Annotated in this window: 16 protein-coding genes; 12 read left to right on the top strand and 4 right to left on the bottom strand. The window is 72.2% G+C overall.

The window, feature by feature from the left end:
* Positions 1 to 23: 23 nt before the first annotated feature.
* The gene (locus JNL41_RS10610; protein ID WP_293474721.1) at positions 24 to 518 is read left to right on the top strand and encodes an SRPBCC family protein; all 495 of its coding nucleotides are present in this window, start codon (positions 24 to 26) and stop codon (positions 516 to 518) included.
* A gap of 63 nt (positions 519 to 581) precedes the next feature.
* On the opposite strand, the gene JNL41_RS10605 is transcribed toward JNL41_RS10610, so the two are convergent.
* Entirely contained in the window at positions 582 to 734 is a 153-nt protein-coding gene (locus JNL41_RS10605; RefSeq protein ID WP_293474720.1) for a hypothetical protein, read from the bottom strand.
* 169 nt (positions 735 to 903) lie between these two features.
* On the opposite strand from JNL41_RS10605, the gene JNL41_RS10600 reads away from it, so the two are divergent.
* The 4 genes from JNL41_RS10600 to JNL41_RS10585 all read left to right on the top strand — a co-directional run bounded on the left by JNL41_RS10600 (position 904) and on the right by JNL41_RS10585 (position 4,599).
* The gene (locus JNL41_RS10600; protein WP_293474718.1) at positions 904 to 2,217 is read left to right on the top strand and encodes an MBL fold metallo-hydrolase; all 1,314 of its coding nucleotides are present in this window, start codon (positions 904 to 906) and stop codon (positions 2,215 to 2,217) included.
* A gap of 198 nt (positions 2,218 to 2,415) precedes the next feature.
* Positions 2,416 to 3,258, top strand: coding sequence for an EcsC family protein (locus tag JNL41_RS10595; protein ID WP_293474716.1), 843 nt, complete (start codon positions 2,416 to 2,418; stop codon positions 3,256 to 3,258).
* Between the two features lie 84 nt (positions 3,259 to 3,342).
* Positions 3,343 to 3,840, top strand: coding sequence for a hypothetical protein (locus JNL41_RS10590; RefSeq protein ID WP_293474714.1), 498 nt, complete (start codon positions 3,343 to 3,345; stop codon positions 3,838 to 3,840).
* 21 nt (positions 3,841 to 3,861) lie between these two features.
* Positions 3,862 to 4,599 carry a peptidylprolyl isomerase gene (locus tag JNL41_RS10585; RefSeq protein ID WP_293474712.1) on the top strand — a complete coding sequence of 246 codons (738 nt, stop codon included), beginning with the start codon at positions 3,862 to 3,864 and terminating at the stop codon, positions 4,597 to 4,599.
* A 44-nt stretch (positions 4,600 to 4,643) separates the two neighbouring features.
* Here JNL41_RS10585 and JNL41_RS10580 read toward each other — a convergent pair whose 3' ends face one another.
* Positions 4,644 to 5,330: a PEPxxWA-CTERM sorting domain-containing protein gene (locus JNL41_RS10580; protein ID WP_293474710.1), complete on the bottom strand. Its 687-nt coding sequence runs from the start codon at positions 5,328 to 5,330 to the stop codon at positions 4,644 to 4,646.
* 201 nt (positions 5,331 to 5,531) lie between these two features.
* On the opposite strand from JNL41_RS10580, the gene JNL41_RS10575 reads away from it, so the two are divergent.
* The 4 genes from JNL41_RS10575 to JNL41_RS10560 all read left to right on the top strand — a co-directional run bounded on the left by JNL41_RS10575 (position 5,532) and on the right by JNL41_RS10560 (position 10,668).
* Positions 5,532 to 6,029 (top strand): cupin domain-containing protein, encoded by a 498-nt coding sequence (locus JNL41_RS10575; RefSeq protein ID WP_293474708.1) that lies wholly within the window; start codon positions 5,532 to 5,534, stop codon positions 6,027 to 6,029.
* A gap of 54 nt (positions 6,030 to 6,083) precedes the next feature.
* Positions 6,084 to 9,368, top strand: a complete 3,285-nt coding sequence (locus tag JNL41_RS10570) for a tetratricopeptide repeat protein (RefSeq protein ID WP_293474707.1) — start codon at positions 6,084 to 6,086, stop codon at positions 9,366 to 9,368.
* Positions 9,369 to 9,429: 61 nt separating this feature from the next.
* Positions 9,430 to 10,242 carry a site-2 protease family protein gene (locus tag JNL41_RS10565; RefSeq protein ID WP_293474705.1) on the top strand — a complete coding sequence of 271 codons (813 nt, stop codon included), beginning with the start codon at positions 9,430 to 9,432 and terminating at the stop codon, positions 10,240 to 10,242.
* A gap of 273 nt (positions 10,243 to 10,515) precedes the next feature.
* On the top strand, positions 10,516 to 10,668 hold the full coding sequence (locus tag JNL41_RS10560) for a hypothetical protein (protein ID WP_293474703.1): 153 nt from the start codon (positions 10,516 to 10,518) through the stop codon (positions 10,666 to 10,668).
* Between the two features lie 119 nt (positions 10,669 to 10,787).
* Here JNL41_RS10560 and JNL41_RS10555 read toward each other — a convergent pair whose 3' ends face one another.
* Positions 10,788 to 11,570: a PEPxxWA-CTERM sorting domain-containing protein gene (locus tag JNL41_RS10555; RefSeq protein WP_293474701.1), complete on the bottom strand. Its 783-nt coding sequence runs from the start codon at positions 11,568 to 11,570 to the stop codon at positions 10,788 to 10,790.
* 152 nt (positions 11,571 to 11,722) lie between these two features.
* Positions 11,723 to 12,679 (bottom strand): hypothetical protein, encoded by a 957-nt coding sequence (locus JNL41_RS10550; protein ID WP_293474699.1) that lies wholly within the window; start codon positions 12,677 to 12,679, stop codon positions 11,723 to 11,725.
* A gap of 227 nt (positions 12,680 to 12,906) precedes the next feature.
* On the opposite strand from JNL41_RS10550, the gene ruvC reads away from it, so the two are divergent.
* The 3 genes from ruvC (at position 12,907) to JNL41_RS10535 (ending at position 15,790) form a co-directional block, all read left to right on the top strand.
* Positions 12,907 to 13,410 (top strand): crossover junction endodeoxyribonuclease RuvC, encoded by a 504-nt coding sequence (gene ruvC, locus JNL41_RS10545; protein WP_293474697.1) that lies wholly within the window; start codon positions 12,907 to 12,909, stop codon positions 13,408 to 13,410.
* A gap of 104 nt (positions 13,411 to 13,514) precedes the next feature.
* Complete coding sequence (locus tag JNL41_RS10540) at positions 13,515 to 14,639, top strand: NAD-dependent epimerase/dehydratase family protein (protein ID WP_293474695.1); 1,125 nt, start codon at positions 13,515 to 13,517, stop codon at positions 14,637 to 14,639.
* Between the two features lie 2 nt (positions 14,640 to 14,641).
* Complete coding sequence (locus JNL41_RS10535; RefSeq protein WP_293474693.1) at positions 14,642 to 15,790, top strand: lipase family protein; 1,149 nt, start codon at positions 14,642 to 14,644, stop codon at positions 15,788 to 15,790.
* Positions 15,791 to 15,913: the final 123 nt, after the last annotated feature.

Here is a 15,913-nt window from a genome sequence, read left to right as displayed (position 1 = left end):
CAAGACCCATGGGGAGCAGGTGAATGAAACTGAAGCTCGGGATCGCCGCGGCCGTCGCGGCCCTCGGCCTGGCGGGCGGCGCGAACGCCGCCGGCGACTACGTGACGATCGTCCAGGAATTGCCGCTGAGCGTCCCGGCCGAGACGGCCTGGGCCAAGGTCAAGGGCTACTGCGACATCGGCAAGTGGCTGAACCCGGCCGGCGCGGTGCCCTGCGAGGTCACCCAGGGCAAGGACAGCGAACTGGGCGCCGTGCGCAAGATCGCCGGGCGCATCGAGGAGGTGGTCGTCGCGACGACGCCGCTCTCCTACACCTACGCCGACGTGAACCCGGCGATCCTCTACCACGGCACCGTCGAGATCCGGCCGGTGGACAAGAAGAGCTCAAAGCTCGTCTACACCCTGTTCTTCGACCAGACCTCGGTCGCGGCCGACCAGCGCGAGGCCAACAAGACCCGCCGCGGGACGATGTTCGCAGGCGTGATGAAGGCCATGAAGACCCAGGCCGAAGCGAAGTGACCGGCGAGCCTCCGCGCGAGCGGAGGCTGATCGCCCGGAACCGGAAGGCGCCGCTCCGCCACGTCAGGAGGGCCATCCGCGCCGCAGGTTCTTCGAGGCGCGCAGTTCGGCGACCAGCGCCTCGGGCGACCAGCAGTGCGCGGAGTCCCGCCTCAGGCGCAGCAGCAGTTGCACCGCCCAGACCGAGCGCATGTGGTCGCGGACGAACTCAGCCACGCCTCCATCGCCGGAGGCAGGGTCGCCGGACAAGACGCAACGCTCCCCAACAGCCCCCGGCTATCGGAGCCGACCCTATAGCCCCCAGCCATCGGATCAACTCCTGGCGCCGGCTTGACCCCGCCGGGGCCCCTCTCGATCCTCCGGCCGCCTTTGGAAGGATCAGGTCATGCGTCTCGCCGCTATCGCCGCCGCGCTGCTCGTCGCCGCGCCCGCCCTGGCGCATGCACAGGACGGCGCCCTGGGCGCCCCCGCGCCCGACGGCGCCCCCGGCGCGGCCCAGCCCACCACGTCCGGCGCCAACCAGAAGGAGGCGCTGCATTTCGCGGGCGGGCGCATCCATCAGGCCATCGGCTTCGGCAACACCTACCTGGTCACCACGCGGGCCGGCGACGTGGTCATCGACACGTCCAGCGCCCAGCCGGCCAGGCGCCACCGCGAGCTGCTGCGCACAGTCTCGAAGGCGCCCGTCCGCTACATCGTGCTGACCCACGCCCATGGCGACCACACGGGCGGCGTGCCGCTCTGGCGCGAGGCCGGCACGAAGGTCGTGGAGCAGGCGAACAGTGTCGAGTTCCGCAACTACATGACCCGGCTCTCGGGCTTCTACACCCGCCGCAACGCCGCCCAGTTCGGCCTGAGCCCCGAGGCCCGCGGCGGCGAGAACCCGAACCCCGGCAACCACGCCGCGCCCCGACTGGCCGACGTGCTCTTCGAGCACGAGACCACGTTCAAGGTCGGCGACCTCACCTTCCGCGTGCTCGCCACGCCCGGCGAGACGCCCGACCACGCCACGGTCTGGATCCCGGAGCTGAAGGCCGCCTTCGTCGGCGACAACTTCTACGACTCGTTCCCCAACCTCTACACGCTCAGGGGCACGCCGACGCGCAAGGCGCTCGACTACGTGGAGTCCATCGACAAGGTGCTGGCGCTGAATCCCGAGATCATGCTGCCCAGCCACGGCCGGCCGGTCGTCGGGGCGGCCGAAGTCCGCCGTCAGCTCACCCAGTACCGCGACGCCATCCTCTACGTGCATGACGCCACCGTGCGGGGCATGAACGAGGGCAAGGGCGTCTTCGAGCTGATGCGCACCGTCAAGCTGCCGCCGGCGCTCGACGTCGGCGAAGGCTACGGCCAGATCGCCTGGTCGGTGCGCGGCATCTACGAGGGCTACGCCGGATGGTTCGACGGCGATGCGGCGACCATGTACGCGGTCTCGCCCGCCGAGGCCGAGGCCGAACTCGTCGCGCTGGGCGGCGGCGCGGCCCCGATCGCGCTGCGCGCCAGGGCCATCCTCGCCGGCGGCAAGCCGGCGCTGGCGCTGCGCCTCACCAGCGCCGCGCTCGCCGCCGAGCCCGGCCACCGCGACAGCTTGATGGTGCGCAAGGCCGCGCTGCAGGCCCTGCTCGCCCAGTCGCGCAACTCCAACGAAAGCGGCTGGCTCCGCGCCGCCATCGCACAGGCCGACGCAGGCCTCAGATGAGACCGCCGATCCCGGGCGCGCGCGCGGCTCCGGACCTGTCCGCGCCGGCCTTCGACGCCCGCCCGACCCTGGGGACAGCACGGAGTTCCGCCCGCCGGATTCCCACGCTAGAACGTGCGGCCGAGCCGCGGGGAACAGCACGACGATGCAGAGACGGAAGGTCGACCGAGCCCAACGCATGCGCGCGCGGCGCATCTGGTGGGAGCGCAACGGCGCGTTCGTGCGCGGCGCCTTCGCCGGCAGCTTCCTCACGGCGATCGCCGCCTGGGTGCTCGAAGCGGTGGTCCTGAGATAGCCCGGCCCCAGCCGCCCTTCGGCGCCGGCGACGCCGCCTACGAGGCCTGGGCCCGCGCCGAGGTCGCGCGCTGGACCGCCGCGGTCCTGAAGCCGGCCGGGCCGCTCGACCTTGCCGCCCGCGGCCTGCAGGGCCGCATCAACCGCATCATCCCCGAGCAGGTCCACGCCACGCTGACGACCGTCATCGAGGGCATGACCCGCACCATCCTGACGGGCGCCGACCTCACCACCGCCCCGCCGCTGATCGGCGCCTCGCTGGCCCAGCGCGACCGCCGCGCGCTGGAGGTCATCGACGGCTACCGCAAGACCGCCGCGGTGGAGGGCGGGGTCGCCGGCGCGGGCGGGTTCTGGCTGGCGCTGGCCGACTTCCCCGCGTTGCTGGTCATCAAGATCAAGCTCCTGTTCGACCTGTCGGCCGTCTATGGCTGCGAGGCCGACGCCTTCGAGGAGCGGCTCTTCATCCTGGCGCTCTTCCGGCTCGCCTTTTCCGGAGCCGGACACCGCGCCGAGGTCTTCCACGCCCTGGAGGACTGGGACGCCCGCGAGCACCCGCAGGACTACGAGCACTTCGACTGGCGCCGGTTCCAGCAGGAGTATCGCGACTACATCGACCTGGCGAAGATGGCCCAGATGATTCCGGTGGTCGGCGCGCCGATCGGGGCCATCGTCAACTGGCGGCTGCTGGAGCGGCTCGGCGAAACCGCCATGAACGGCTACCGCATGCGCTGGCTGGCGCGTTCGTAGGCCATGGCGCGGTCGCACATTCTAGTTCCTCCCCCGTCGGGGGAAGTGGCGCAGAGCCCCGGGGGGAGTCCGCTCCAGACGCGGATGACCCCCTCGGTCGGCAGCGGCCGGCAGCGCCCCCGGAGAGGGAGGCGCTACGTCGCGCTTCTTCTCCTGCTGATCGCGACGCCGGCCGGCGCCCAGCCCCGGATCACCGAGACCGACGCCCGCGCGTTCGTCGCCAGACAGGAGCAGGCCTGGAACGCGCGCCGGCTCGAGGCCTGGTTCGCGGCCTTCGCCCCGGACGCCACCTTCACCGACCAGGCCTACAATGGCCTGAAGCCGCCCGTGCCCTACGGAACCTCGACGCTGAGGGCGGCGCGGACGCAGATCCGCAAGGCGCCGCCGTCGCACGAGACGAGCCGCGTCTTCCGCGTCGCCGTCGCGCCCGACGGCCGTTCGGCGCAGGTCACGACCAGCGTCGGCATCCGGAGCGGCGAACGCCGCCTCTGCGCCAGCCGCGTCCAGACGCTGGTCTCGGCCGGCGGCGCGCTGAAGTCGAAGGGCCAGACCGACACCTACATCCGCTGTCGCGGCCGCTGAGCGTGCGCTAGCTTCCTGGCCATGTTCCGCACGCTCTTCCCGGCCGCCGCCCTCCTCGCCACCGCCCAGGCCCAGGCCCAGACCCCGGCGGCTGCGCCGGCGCCCCCCGACGCGCCCGCCGCGACCGCCGCCGCGCCGCCCGCCAAGCCGAACCCGAAGGTGAAGGTCGAGACCACCGAGGGCGCGTTCATCGTCGAACTCGCCGCCGACAAGGCCCCGATCTCGGTGGCCAACTATCTGAAGTACGTCGACCGCGGCCTCTTCAACGGCGCGGCATGCTATCGGGCGAGCAAGCCCAAGGGCTACGCCGGGGACGACTACGGCCTCGTGCAGTGCGGCCTGCAGAACGATCCGAAGAAGGTGCTGCCGCCGATCGCCCACGAGTCGACGATCAAGACCGGCCTGACCCACGGCAAGGACGGCGTCATCTCCATGGGGCGCCATGCGCCGGGCACCGCCCAGGCCGACTGGTCGATCATGCTGGGCGACATGAGCTATCTCGACGCCGACCGGAAGAACCCGGCGGCCAACCCCGGCTTCGCCGCCTTCGGCCAGGTGACCGAGGGCCTGGAGGTGATCCGCAAGATCATCGTCCTGCCCACCGATCCGAACCGCGGCGAAGGCGCCATGAAGGGCGAGATGCTGATCAGGCCGGTCCGGATCACCCGCGTCAGCCGCTACACCGCCCCGCCGTCGCCTGCGGTCCCGCCGCCGGCGCCCGCGACGACGGCGACGACGCCCGCGCCGCCGCCCAGGTAGGACGAAGCCCCGGCCAGCCCCGCACCGGGGTCCCGCCCAAGGCCCTAGGCTGCAGCGAGCAGGTTGCGGCGCGCCCGGAGCGCCCCGCCGACGCCGCCGAAGCCCAGGATCATCAACGCCCAGGCCGAGGGCTCGGGAACCGCGTTGCCGGCCACGATGTAGGCCCGGTCCACCACGAAATCGCCCGCCGCGCCCTGCGCCGAAGCGAAGGTGAAGGTGCTGAGGTAGTCGCCTTCGCTCGCGATATTGGCCACCCCGGCGAAGTGGACCCACACGCCGGGCGTCGAGCCGTCCACGGTGAAGTTCGCCAGGTTCACCCCGGCGATCGTGCCCGTGAACGTGGCGTTCCCGGCGTTGTTGAACCCGTTCTGCGGCACGTAGACCGAGAAGCCGATCGTATAGAGGCCGGCCGTGAGGTGGACGGTCTGCGACAGGCTCTCGGTGGCTCCGTCCGCCACGAAGTACGCCGCGCGGTCGCCCACGGCGTCGGGGCTGGCCGAGGCCGAGTCGTCCGGCGGCACCGCCTCGCCGAACGCGCCGATCGGATAGGCCGCCGGCGTGTCGTAGGAGATGATCACGGCCGGGAACCCGGAGGGCGTGACGCCTGCGTAGGTCCAGCCGGTGAAGTCACCGGTCTCGAAGCTGCCATTGGTGATCAGGTTCACCGCCGCGTCGGCGGCGCCTGCAAACGATATCCCGGCAGCGAGCGCCGCCAATGTCACGGACCTCATCGGGCCCCTCCATCCATGCTTGGTAGGGCCCCCCATCTGACTTGTCCCTGAACGACAGCACGACGCCGCGAGGATCGTCATCACAACTCACCGGCGCGGCGAATAACGGCAAAGTTGTGTCCGACGCCGACGTTGCGGAGGAGCAAGGGTCTCGAGCATTCGACGGTTCAGGCGAACCGCCGAATGCTCTAGCGTGCCGGCATGGTCCACGACGACGTCCCGCCCCCGAGCGGCCCGACCATCCCCGAAGACGGCTGGAAGCACAGCGGCGTCCGCGTCGTGCCGGGCGACCAGCTCGGCCCCGTCACCGCCACCACGCCCGGCATGGACCGCACCGTGGCCATCGACCGCGCGCGCATGGGGGCCCAGAAGCTTTGGGCCGGCGCCGTCCACATCCATGCCAACGCCAAGACGGGCGCCCACCATCACGGCCCGCTGGAAAGCGTGATCTACGTGGTCTCGGGCCAGGCCCGGATGCGCTGGGGCGAGCGCCTGGAGTTCACCGCCGAGGCCGGGCCGGGCGACTTCATCTACGTGCCGCCCTACGTGCCGCACCAGGAGATCAACGCCTCGACCGACGAGCCGCTGTCGTGCGTCCTCGTCCGATCCGACTCCGACGCCGTCGTCGTCAACCTCGACATCGACCCGGTCGAGAAGCCCGAAGGCGTCGCCTGGATCGACCCCATCCACAAGGGCTGAGCCTTCCGGCCGCTCTCCGCGCGGGCTATCGTCGCGCGAGCGCCTGGGGGGAACATGCGTAAGGTTGCGTCGCTCGCGTTCGTCCTGACCCTGGTCGCGGCCCCGGCGTCGGCCGGCGACAAGCTGCTGCGCGGGCCTGTCCCGGACTGGGTGAAGGTCGCCGAGGTCAGGCCGCCGCCGCCCGCGTCGGATGACGGCCCGCCGGTCCGAGTCCTGCTGGACGACCGGCAGCTCTACCTGGGCCCGGACGGCGAGTCGGAATTCGTCGAGACGGTGATGCAGATCCGCAGCCCGCTCGGCCTGTCGGCCGCCGGCGCCATGTCGCTCGCCTGGAGCCCGGACACCGACACGCTCACGGTCCACCACCTGCGTATCCTGCGCGGCGGCCAGGTCATCGACGTGCTGGCGAAGCAGGACTTCGCGGTCATCCGCCGCGAGACGAACCTGGAGCGCGCCATGCTGGACGGCGTGCTCTCGGCGACCGTGCAGCCCGAGGGCGTGCAGGCCGGCGACGTGATCGACCTGGCCTACACGCGGCGGCGGTCGGATCCGGTGATGCAAGGCCGCGCCGAGGACACCCTCTTCGGTCGCGCCGGGGGCAAGGTCGATCGCATGCGCCTGCGCGCGGTCTGGGATTCGAAGCGCGAGATCGCCTGGACGGCCGGCCGCGGGCTCGACAAGCCGAAGGTGACCCGCTCCGGCGGCCGCACCGAGGTCACGGTCGACATGAAGGACGTCGAGCCGGCGAAGTTCGTCGTGGGCGCGCCCCGGCGGCTCTACCCGACGCGCGACCTGGCCTTTTCGGAGTTCGGGTCATGGGCCGAGGTCGCGGCCTTGCTGGAGCCCCACTTCACCAAGGGCTCCGAGCTCGAGCCGAACTCGCCGCTCCGCGCCGAGGCCGAGAAGATCAGGGCCGCGTCCGCCGATCCGAAAGTGCGCGCGAGCCGGGCGCTGCAACTGGTCGAAGACCAGATCCGCTACCTCGCCGTCACCCTCGACAACGGGGGCTATGTGCCCGCGAAGGCCGACGACACCTGGCGGCGGCGGTTCGGCGACTGCAAGGCCAAGACCGTGATGCTGCTGGCGCTGCTGCGCGAACTCGGCATCGAATCCGAGGCGGCGCTGGTCGACGCCGACGGCGGCGAACGCATCGCCGAGCGCCCGCCGGGCGCTACCGCCTTCGACCATGTGATCGTTCGCGCGGTCATCGGCGGCAAGGTCTACTGGCTCGACGGCACCCGCAGCGGCGACAGCGACATCGACCTCCTGCGCGTGCCGCGCTTCGGCCAGGCGCTGCCGCTGCGGCCCGCCGGCTCGACGCTGATCGCCCTGGTCCAGGCGCCGCTGGCGCGGCCCGACAGCGGCATCTTCCTGCGGATCGACGCGTCGAAGGGCCTCGACGCGCCCGCGCCCGTCCACGCCGAGCTGATCATGGGCGGCGACATGGGCCAGTACATGAAGCTCTACTCGTCGACGCTTCCGGCGGCCGACCGGGACAAGCAGCTCATGAAGGCGTTCAGCGGCTATCCCGGGCTGGAGCCGAAGTCGGTCACCATCGTCAGCGACCCCGCGACCGGGCAGTCCAAGCTCGTGATGGACGGGATCGGCAAGATGGAGTGGCTGCCGAAGTCGACCGGACCCCGGTGGCTCGCCGTCGCGACCGGCGGCCTGGGCTCCGCCGCCGCCTTCAAGCGCGAGCCCGGGCCCGGCGCCGACGCCCCCTGGGCGGTCAACGGCCATCCGAGCTGGATCTCCTCGACGTTCGAGGTGGTGCTGCCCGAGGCCGGCGAGGGCTTTCGCATCGAGGGCGGGAATGTCGACAGGACGGTCGCCGGCCGCGCCTACCTGCGAAGGACGAAGATCGAGAAGGGCGTCGCGACGATCGAGACGCAGATCCGAACCGTCGCCGACGAGTTCCCCAACAGCGAGGCCGAGGCCGCCGCCGAGGCGCTGAAGGAGATGGCCAAGGTCCGCGTCGGCGTGCGCGCGCCACCCTACTATCAACCGACGCTGGCCGACATCGCCGCCTGGGGCGCCGAGACGCCGAAGGCGGTGGAGGACTACATCCAGCGCGGCGTGCGCTACGCCGGCGCCAACCTGCGCGACAAGGCCATCGCCGACTTCGACAAGGCCGTCGCCCTCGACCCCAAGGCCTCGTTCGCGTGGGCCAACCGGGGCAACGCCTACTTCTGGCTGGGCAAGTACGACCTCGCCCGGGCCGATTTCGCCAAGGCGCTCGAGATCGAGCCCCGCAACTTCGTCGCCGTCCAGGGCGACGGGCTGCTCGCCATGAAGGAGCGCCGCTACGGCGACGCGGCCGCCGCCTACGGCCGCGCGGCCGACCTGCTGCCCGGCAACACCTTCGCGCTCGCGGCCCAGGCGCAGGCGCTGTGGCAGCTCGGCGAGGGCGACAAGGCGCTGGCGGTGCTGGACCAGGCGCTGAAGGGCGAGCCGGGCGACACGCGCGTGCGCCTCCTGCGCTACAGCATCCTCGAGGCGCGCAACCAGCGCGACAGGGCGCTGTCCGACGTCGACGCCGCGATCAAGGACAGCCCCGACGACAGCCAGCTTCACCTCTACCGCGGCGCAGTGCTTTCGCGGATGAACCGCCGGGCCGAGGCCGACGCCGCCTTCGCCCGCGCCATCGCGCTGCGGCCGACGCCGGAGGCCTACCTGACCCGCTACGGCTATCGCAACCCGAAGGACATCGACGGGCGCCTTTCGGACCTGGAGCTGGCCGGGAAGGCCGGCGAGCGGCCCTACGCCGCCGCGCGCGCCGAGGTCCTGGGCGACGCCGCCCGCTATGACGAGGCGCTGGCCGTCATCGACCGCGCCCTGAAGGCCAAGGTCGACGACCGCGAGCTCGGCCGGCAGCGCGCCGAGATCCTGCTGCGCGCCGGCCGCACGGCCGAGGCCGCGAAGGCGATCCAGCGCCTGCGCGCCGAGGCGGCGGGCGACGCCGGCCGCCTGAACAGCCTCTGCTGGCTGGGCGGTACGCGGAACCACGGGCTGGAAGCGGCCCTCGCCGACTGCGACGCAGCGCTCAAGCTCGATCCCGACAGCGGTGCGGCCACCGACAGCCGCGGCCTGGTGCTGCTGCGCCTCAACCGCCTCGCCGACGCCCTGGCGACCTACGACGCGGCGGCGAAGCTGCTGCCCAACAACCCGGAGACCCTCTACGGCCGGGGCCTGGTGCGGCTGCGCATGGGACAGGCCGCCGAGGCCGAGGCCGACTTCGCCGCCGCTCGGGCGTTCGGGCCCTACATCGACACCGTGTTCGACGGCTGGGGCCTGCGCGCGCCGCAGCCGGCGGCGCCCGCCAAGGCTGCGGCGTCCTGACGCCCGGCCCCATCGCCCCGGCCGTGGCCGGCGCCGCGGCGATGGGGCCGGCGCTTGCGCGGTGGCTCCGAACACCCAGATCCTCGGGACCATGACCGACGCCGTGCAGCCCGCCGAGGCCGTCCCTCCGAAGAAGCCCAACAACCTCGTGGGCGCCGGCCTGCTCGCCGCCTTCGTGGCGTTCGGCGCGATCCTGACGCTGGACCTGCCCGGCCGGACGCCCGCGACCTTCGCCTTCGTCCTGACCGGCTGGATCCTGGCGGTGATGGCGCACGAGTTCGCCCATGCCTTCGTGGCCTACCAGGCGGGCGACAGGTCGGTGAAGGCCAAGGGTTACCTGTCGTTCGACCCGCGGCGCTACGGCGACCTCGGGACCAGCCTGGTGATCCCCCTGATCGCGCTCGCACTGGGCGGTATCGGCTTCCCCGGCGGCGCGGTCTACCTGCGCAACGACCTGATGAAGAGCCCGGGCTGGCGCGCCGCGGCCTCGCTGGCCGGCCCCGCGGCCACCCTCGCGGTCCTGCTCGCCCTGGCCCTGGCGATGAACCTCTGGAGCCGGGTGGCCCTGCCCGATGCGCTGTTCATGGCGCTGGCCATGCTGGCCTTCCTGCAGGCCATGGCGCTGGTGCTGAACCTGCTGCCCGTCCCCGGCCTGGACGGCTTCAACGCGCTGCGCCACTACCTGCCGGCCGGCCTCGTCCGCAGCCTGGCGAAGTACGAGGGCCTCGCCATGCTGGGCCTGCTGGCCGTGCTCTTCTTCGTCCCGGGCGCCAGTGCGCTGCTGTTCGGCGCGGCGGCCGCCATCGCTACGGGCCTCGGCGTGCCCGGCGCCGCCATCGCCCAGGGCTGGGACGCCTTCCACTTCTGGCGGTGATCGCCGCTGAGGTGCGCGGGCGCCTTGGCTTCGCCTGTCCGGCGATCTGACTTGAGGGCCGCGCCGCGGCCCGATAGCGTCGCGCCTTCGCTGGGCGGACCGGAGGCCGGCGTTGCAGGGCGGGCTGGCTTGTCCCCAAGCTTGACCGTAGATTCACGTCACAGGGGACGGCTTCGCTCTTCGGTTGCTGGCAGGCCTAGGCACAACGGCGATATCCATGGCCGGTTCGGGGGAACAGTCATGCTCTATGTCCTAAGCGCGGTGGGACAGGATTTGACCCGGCCGCTAGACGCCGGGGTGCGGGGTGCGTTCGACGACGCGGTCCGCGAGGCGGAAGCCATGCTGGAACGCTATCCGGTCTGCGAAGCCGTCGAGATCTTCGTCGACGGCCGCTTCGTCCGCGACGTCCCCAGACGGCTGAACTAGGCCCTTCGGCGCTCAGGCTGGTCCGCGGCCGGGAGACCGGCTGCTCGAGGGCCGACGCCCAAAACGAAAGAGCCCCGGCCGCGGCCGGGGCTCTCGCTTTTCCTTCCCGCTGTCGGGATCTAGGCCGGCAGGGCCCGGCGCCGGCGCAGCATCGCGCCCGCACCGCCGAAGCCGACGATCATCAGGGCCCACGTCCCGGGCTCGGGGATCCCACCCGGCGGCGGCGGGGGTTGCGCGGCGCAGGCATCGCCCTGGCAGACCGCATCGCGGCCCGCGATCACATAGGTCGAGCCCGGACCGGTCCCGCCGGGGGCGTCGAAGATGTCCATGGCGAACCACCAGCCACCGTTGAGCAGCGAGCCGCTGGTGTTCGACTTGAACCGGCTGCCCGTCCCGTAGTTGATCGAACCGTCGCCGTTCTGGGTGGCCCCGACGCCCGCGAACGTCAGGCCGCCCGCGCGGTAGACGTCGAAGACCAGGCTGGTCTTGCCGTTGTTCGCGCCCGGCCCGCAGCAGGCGAACGCGTTGGTGAAGTTGCCGAAGGCGCCGGTCTGGGTGAACGCGCCGTCGTCCGGATCCTGATAGACGAAAGGTCGCGTGCCGCCCGTCGTGATCAGCGTCACGTCGGCGTCGGGGTCATCCAGGTTCCAGGTGAACGCCCAGTGCGCGCCGGTGTCGATGATCCGGTCGAGCGCCTGGCTGGCGTCGAGCGCGACCGTGATTCGCACGGTCTTGCCGTCGCCCTGGTCCACGGCGGTGACCGTGCCCTTCGACGTGACGGGGGTCTCCCCTCCGGCGTCGGTGTAGTTCATCTGGGTGACCCAGGTCAGGGCCGAGGCCGGGGCGGAGATCCCCAGGGCCAGCGCGATCGCCGCACTCGCGGCGAGAACAGACTTCTTCATATCAACACCCCCGTGACGGGCCGCCCCCCGCGCAAGGTGCGGCTGATCTGGAAGTCTCGAGTCTTAGCCCGGACCGTCGCAGGCCCGCCGCGAAACGCCTGAAAGGAGAACGACCCGCGCGCTGCGTGCATCCGCGGGCGGCGCTTCGTCGCTCAGTGCCTGGTCTTCCCCGCGTCCGCGAGGCGCCTGGCGGCGGCATAGGGCGAATCGAAGGCCGTGACGCCCAGCGTCGCGCGCACCTCGTCCAGGCGCAGGTCCCAGAGCTCGTCCCAGGCGGCGCCGATCAGCGGCGGCGTGGCGCGGCCGTGCGTCCAGCCCTTGAAGATGCTGTCCAGCGTGAGCTCCAGGCTGGACGGCCGGCGCAGGCTCATGGCGCCCAGCGTGACCGCGGTGGAGAGCGCCGAATAGTGGTGGGCGACCTGGGCCATCAGGAAGCCGCCGAGCGCCGCCCGGTCGAGACCCGCGCGACCGTAGCCGGCCACCAGGCCGAGCAGGGGCAACGTCTGGATCACCCGGATGTTGATGTAGTTGAGCGGCGGCGGCATGTGCCGCAGGAGCGCGACCAGCGGCGGGCCGAAGGGCTCGGCGACGCCGCCCGTCCTCTCGAGCTCCTGGTTCAGCAGGAAGGCCAGCGAGGCGGGCCGGCGACGGGCCAGCTCGCCGACGTCGAGAGGGCCTGGAAGGCCGTCCGCGGCCGCCTCTGCGACGCCGGGATACTCCAGCGCGGTCGCCGCCATCCGGGCGTTGATCCCCGGGTCGAGCTGGCCGGCGAGTTCCAGGATCCGCTCGGCCGTCACCCCTTCGGCCGTCGATGCGGGCAGGCTCACCAGGTCCCAGAACACGCGCCAGAAGTCCGGCGAGATCGGCAGGGCGTCGTCGGTCCGCAGGCGCGGCGGGAAGATCGGGCCCGAGAGCCAGCCGGCGGCGGCGTTGTCGTAGATGTCGGCCATGCGCTCGGGCGCGGCGACGGCGACGTGCAGGGTCTTGGCGGCCAGCGCCCGCAGCCCCACGGACGTCACGCCGTGGCGCAGTCCCACGGCCAGCGCCCCGGCGTCGCCGCCGCCGACCTGCGCCATGTTCTCGAACACGTCCCTGGTCGCAGCCCTCATGCTGCGCCTTCCCACATCCGGACCGCCGACACCGTTCCGCTTCCGACCAATCGTATCGAATATTTTCGATATGTCGGGAATCTGACCTTTGCCGCCCGTTGTCCGAACTGAAACACCCCACAGGAGAATCCTGCGCGCATAGGACGTGCCGGGCGATGGGCCCCACGCGTCGCGGCAAGGTTTCCGCAAGCTTTCTGCGCTCGGATGAGGCAGCTTCGGAACAGACGATGAACATGCCGATTCGCCCCGTCCGCATCCTCGGCCTCGACCCGGGCCTGCGCCGCACCGGCTGGGGCGTGATCTCGTGCGAGGGCGCGCGGCTCAGCCACGTCGCCCACGGCGTCATCGCACCTGCGGTCGCATTGCCGTTCGCCGAGCGCCTGCGCACGCTCTTCGCCGAGATCGAGGCGGTGATCGCCGCCCATGCGCCCGACGAGGCGGCGGTCGAGGAGACCTTCATGAACTCCAACGCCCAGTCGGCACTGAAGCTGGGACACGCCCGGGCCATGGCGCTCGTCGTGCCCGCCCGCGCCGGCCTGCCCGTCGCCGAATATGCCGCCACCGTGGTCAAGAAGGCCGTCGTGGGCGCCGGCGGGGCCGACAAGTCCCAGGTGGGCTGGATGGTGGCCCGCCTTCTCCCCAGCGCCGGCAGGACCGCGGCCGACTCGGCCGACGCCCTGGCCGTCGCCATCGCCCACGCCCACGCCCGGACCGCGCGGCGGGTGGCCTGACCGTAGCCCGCCCGTCCCCGACGCCCGCCGGGTCCGCTGCCGCGTGCCGCCCCTCATCTGCGAACGGTCCTTGAGCCCCCAAGCGCGTCGGGCAAGATGCCACCATGCAGCTCGACCGCAGAACCGCCATGGCCGCCGCAACCGCCGCCGCGCTCGCGCCCACCGCGCGCGCCGCCCAGCCGCTCCACCTGCTGATCCTCGGCGGCACCGGGTTCATCGGGCCGCATCAGGTGCGCTACGCGCTGGCCCGCGGCCACAAGGTCACGATCTTCAACCGCGGCCGCCAGCCCAAGGCGTGGCCCGGCGAGGTCGAGGAGCTGCTGGGCGACCGCAACACCGGCGACCTCAAGAGCCTCGAAGGCAAGACCTGGGACGTCGTCATCGACAACCCGACCACCCTGCCGTTCTGGGTCCGTGACGCGGCGAAGGTCCTGAAGGGCCGCGTGAAGCACTACGTCTTCATCTCGACCATCTCGGTCTACGCCGAGAGCAACCGGATCGGCGCCGACGAGACCGCCGCGACCCTGCCCTACACGGGCGCCGACGCCATGGCCGAGACGGCCGACACGCTCCGCGCCAGCCAGGGCCGGCTCTATGGCCCCCTGAAGGCCGCGAGCGAGCAGACGGCGCGCGCCGCGTTCGGCGAGGACCGCACCACCGTCATCCGCCCGGGCCTGATCGTCGGCCCCGGCGACGAGACCGACCGCTTCAGCTACTGGCCCGTGCGCCTCGCCAACGACGGGAACCGCTGGGGTCCCGAGGCCGTCGCGCCGGGCAGCGGCGACGACCCGGTCCAGTTCATCGACTGCCGCGACCTGGCCGAATGGATCGTGCGCATGGCCGAAAAGCGCGCCGCCGGGACCTTCAACGCCTCGGGCCCGACCAAACCCATGCCGATGAAGGCGATGCTGGCCGAGGTGGGGAAGGCCGTGAACTCGCAGGCGAGGCTGGTCTGGGCGCCCGACGCCTTCCTGGCGGCGGAGAAGGTCGCGGCCTGGAGCGACATGCCGGTCTGGATCCCGGCCCGCGGCGGCGACTCCGCCGGCTTCCACCGCCGCAGCATGGCCCGCGCCCAGGCCCAGGGCCTGACCTACCGCCCGCTGGCGACCACCGCCGCCGACACCCTCGCCTGGTTCCGCCGGCAGCCGCCCGAGCGCCAGGCCAAGCTCCGCAGCGGCCTGACGCCCGAACGCGAGGCCGACCTGCTGGCGAAGCTGAGGAAGGCCTGAGCATGGACCGCCGCGCCATCCTCGCCGCCGTTGCGGCGCTGCCGCTCGGCGCCTGCGCGCCGCCGCGGCCCGCCGCGCCGACGGACGTCCGCCTCGACCACCTGCGGGCCTGGACGGCGCTGGAGGCGCGCACGCTGCTGAGCCTCGCCGGCATCGAGGGCATCGCGCCGCGCCACACCGTCGACGCCTGGCGCATCCTCTACCCGTCGACCGACAGCGCAGGCCGACCGACCCAGCTCTCCGGCCTGCTGGCCCTGCCGCGCGCACCGGCAGGCGGCCTGGTGAGCTGGCAGCACGGCACGACGACCACCCGCACCGCTGTCCCCTCGCGCCTCTCCATCGACGGCCTCTCAGCCGCCCTGGTGTTCGCCGGGACCGGGCGCGCCGTCGTCGCGCCCGACTACGTCGGCCTCGGCGACTCCGCGCTCATACACCCCTATCTCGTCGCCGACGACGCCGCCCGGGCGGTCAACGACCTCCTCGCAGCCGCCCGCCAGGTCGCGGGCGTGCCGAAGACGCCGCCGTTCCTCGCCGGCTTCTCTCAGGGAGGCACGGCCAGCCTCGCCGCCCACGCCGCGCTGGAGGCGAAGGGCGAGCGCGTGCGCGCCAGCGCCTCGGTCTCGGGCGCGCAGAACCTGCGGACGGTCAGCTTCCCGGTGGCCCTGGCCGGCGGCTCGCCGAACCATCCAGTCTACCTGGCCTACCTCGTGCGCGGATACTGCGCTTGCTATGGTCAGCCGCTGGAGAGCGTGCTGACGCCCACCGCCGCCGCCCAGGTGCGCGACCTCTTCGACACGCCCCGCAAGCCCGAAGAGGTCATGGCCGGCCTGCCGCGCCGCCCGCGCCAGATGTTCAGCCCGGGCTTCCTGGCCGCCTTCGACAACAATACGGCCAACTGGCTGCTCGACGCGCTCGCCGCCAACGAGACCAGCCACTTTACCCCGAAGGCGCCGATCCGCCTCTACTACGGAACCGCCGACCGCGACGTGGTCCCCGCCGAGGCGATGCAGACCGCCGCCGAGATGCAGGCGCGTGGCGGCGAGGCGTTCGCCGTCAAGGTGGGCGACTACGACCACGACAACGTGATGCTCCACGCCGCCCCGCTGATCTTCCGCTGGCTCGCCGAGCTCGAAGGCCAGGGCCACGCCTGAACGGGACGGCGGCATAAGTTCGCCATCGTTCCCCCGGACTCGCGGCTGCGGTACTTCTGGCGGGCACATGTCCCCGGTGATTCGCACATGATCGGCCGCCTGCGCGGCGCCGTGGCCGAAGTC

Source organism: Phenylobacterium sp., from assembly GCF_016793285.1.
Classification (GTDB): Bacteria; Pseudomonadota; Alphaproteobacteria; order Caulobacterales; family Caulobacteraceae; genus Phenylobacterium.
Note: the sequence above shows the minus strand (reverse complement) of the source record. Positions and strands in the feature narration are given on the sequence as shown.

What these genes read in the sequence shown, in the direction of transcription:
- JNL41_RS10580 (WP_293474710.1), bottom strand. Translation starts at nt 5,330, where the DNA reads ATGAGGTCCGTGACATTGGCGGCGCTCGCTGCCGGGATATCGTTTGCA.
- JNL41_RS10550 (WP_293474699.1), bottom strand. Translation starts at nt 12,679, where the DNA reads ATGAGGGCTGCGACCAGGGACGTGTTCGAGAACATGGCGCAGGTCGGC.
- JNL41_RS10600 (WP_293474718.1), top strand. Translation starts at nt 904, where the DNA reads ATGCGTCTCGCCGCTATCGCCGCCGCGCTGCTCGTCGCCGCGCCCGCC.
- JNL41_RS10540 (WP_293474695.1), top strand. Translation starts at nt 13,515, where the DNA reads ATGCAGCTCGACCGCAGAACCGCCATGGCCGCCGCAACCGCCGCCGCG.
- ruvC (WP_293474697.1), top strand. Translation starts at nt 12,907, where the DNA reads ATGAACATGCCGATTCGCCCCGTCCGCATCCTCGGCCTCGACCCGGGC.
- JNL41_RS10575 (WP_293474708.1), top strand. Translation starts at nt 5,532, where the DNA reads ATGGTCCACGACGACGTCCCGCCCCCGAGCGGCCCGACCATCCCCGAA.
- JNL41_RS10590 (WP_293474714.1), top strand. Translation starts at nt 3,343, where the DNA reads ATGACCCCCTCGGTCGGCAGCGGCCGGCAGCGCCCCCGGAGAGGGAGG.
- JNL41_RS10535 (WP_293474693.1), top strand. Translation starts at nt 14,642, where the DNA reads ATGGACCGCCGCGCCATCCTCGCCGCCGTTGCGGCGCTGCCGCTCGGC.
- JNL41_RS10585 (WP_293474712.1), top strand. Translation starts at nt 3,862, where the DNA reads ATGTTCCGCACGCTCTTCCCGGCCGCCGCCCTCCTCGCCACCGCCCAG.
- JNL41_RS10610 (WP_293474721.1), top strand. Translation starts at nt 24, where the DNA reads ATGAAACTGAAGCTCGGGATCGCCGCGGCCGTCGCGGCCCTCGGCCTG.
- JNL41_RS10570 (WP_293474707.1), top strand. Translation starts at nt 6,084, where the DNA reads ATGCGTAAGGTTGCGTCGCTCGCGTTCGTCCTGACCCTGGTCGCGGCC.
- JNL41_RS10555 (WP_293474701.1), bottom strand. Translation starts at nt 11,570, where the DNA reads ATGAAGAAGTCTGTTCTCGCCGCGAGTGCGGCGATCGCGCTGGCCCTG.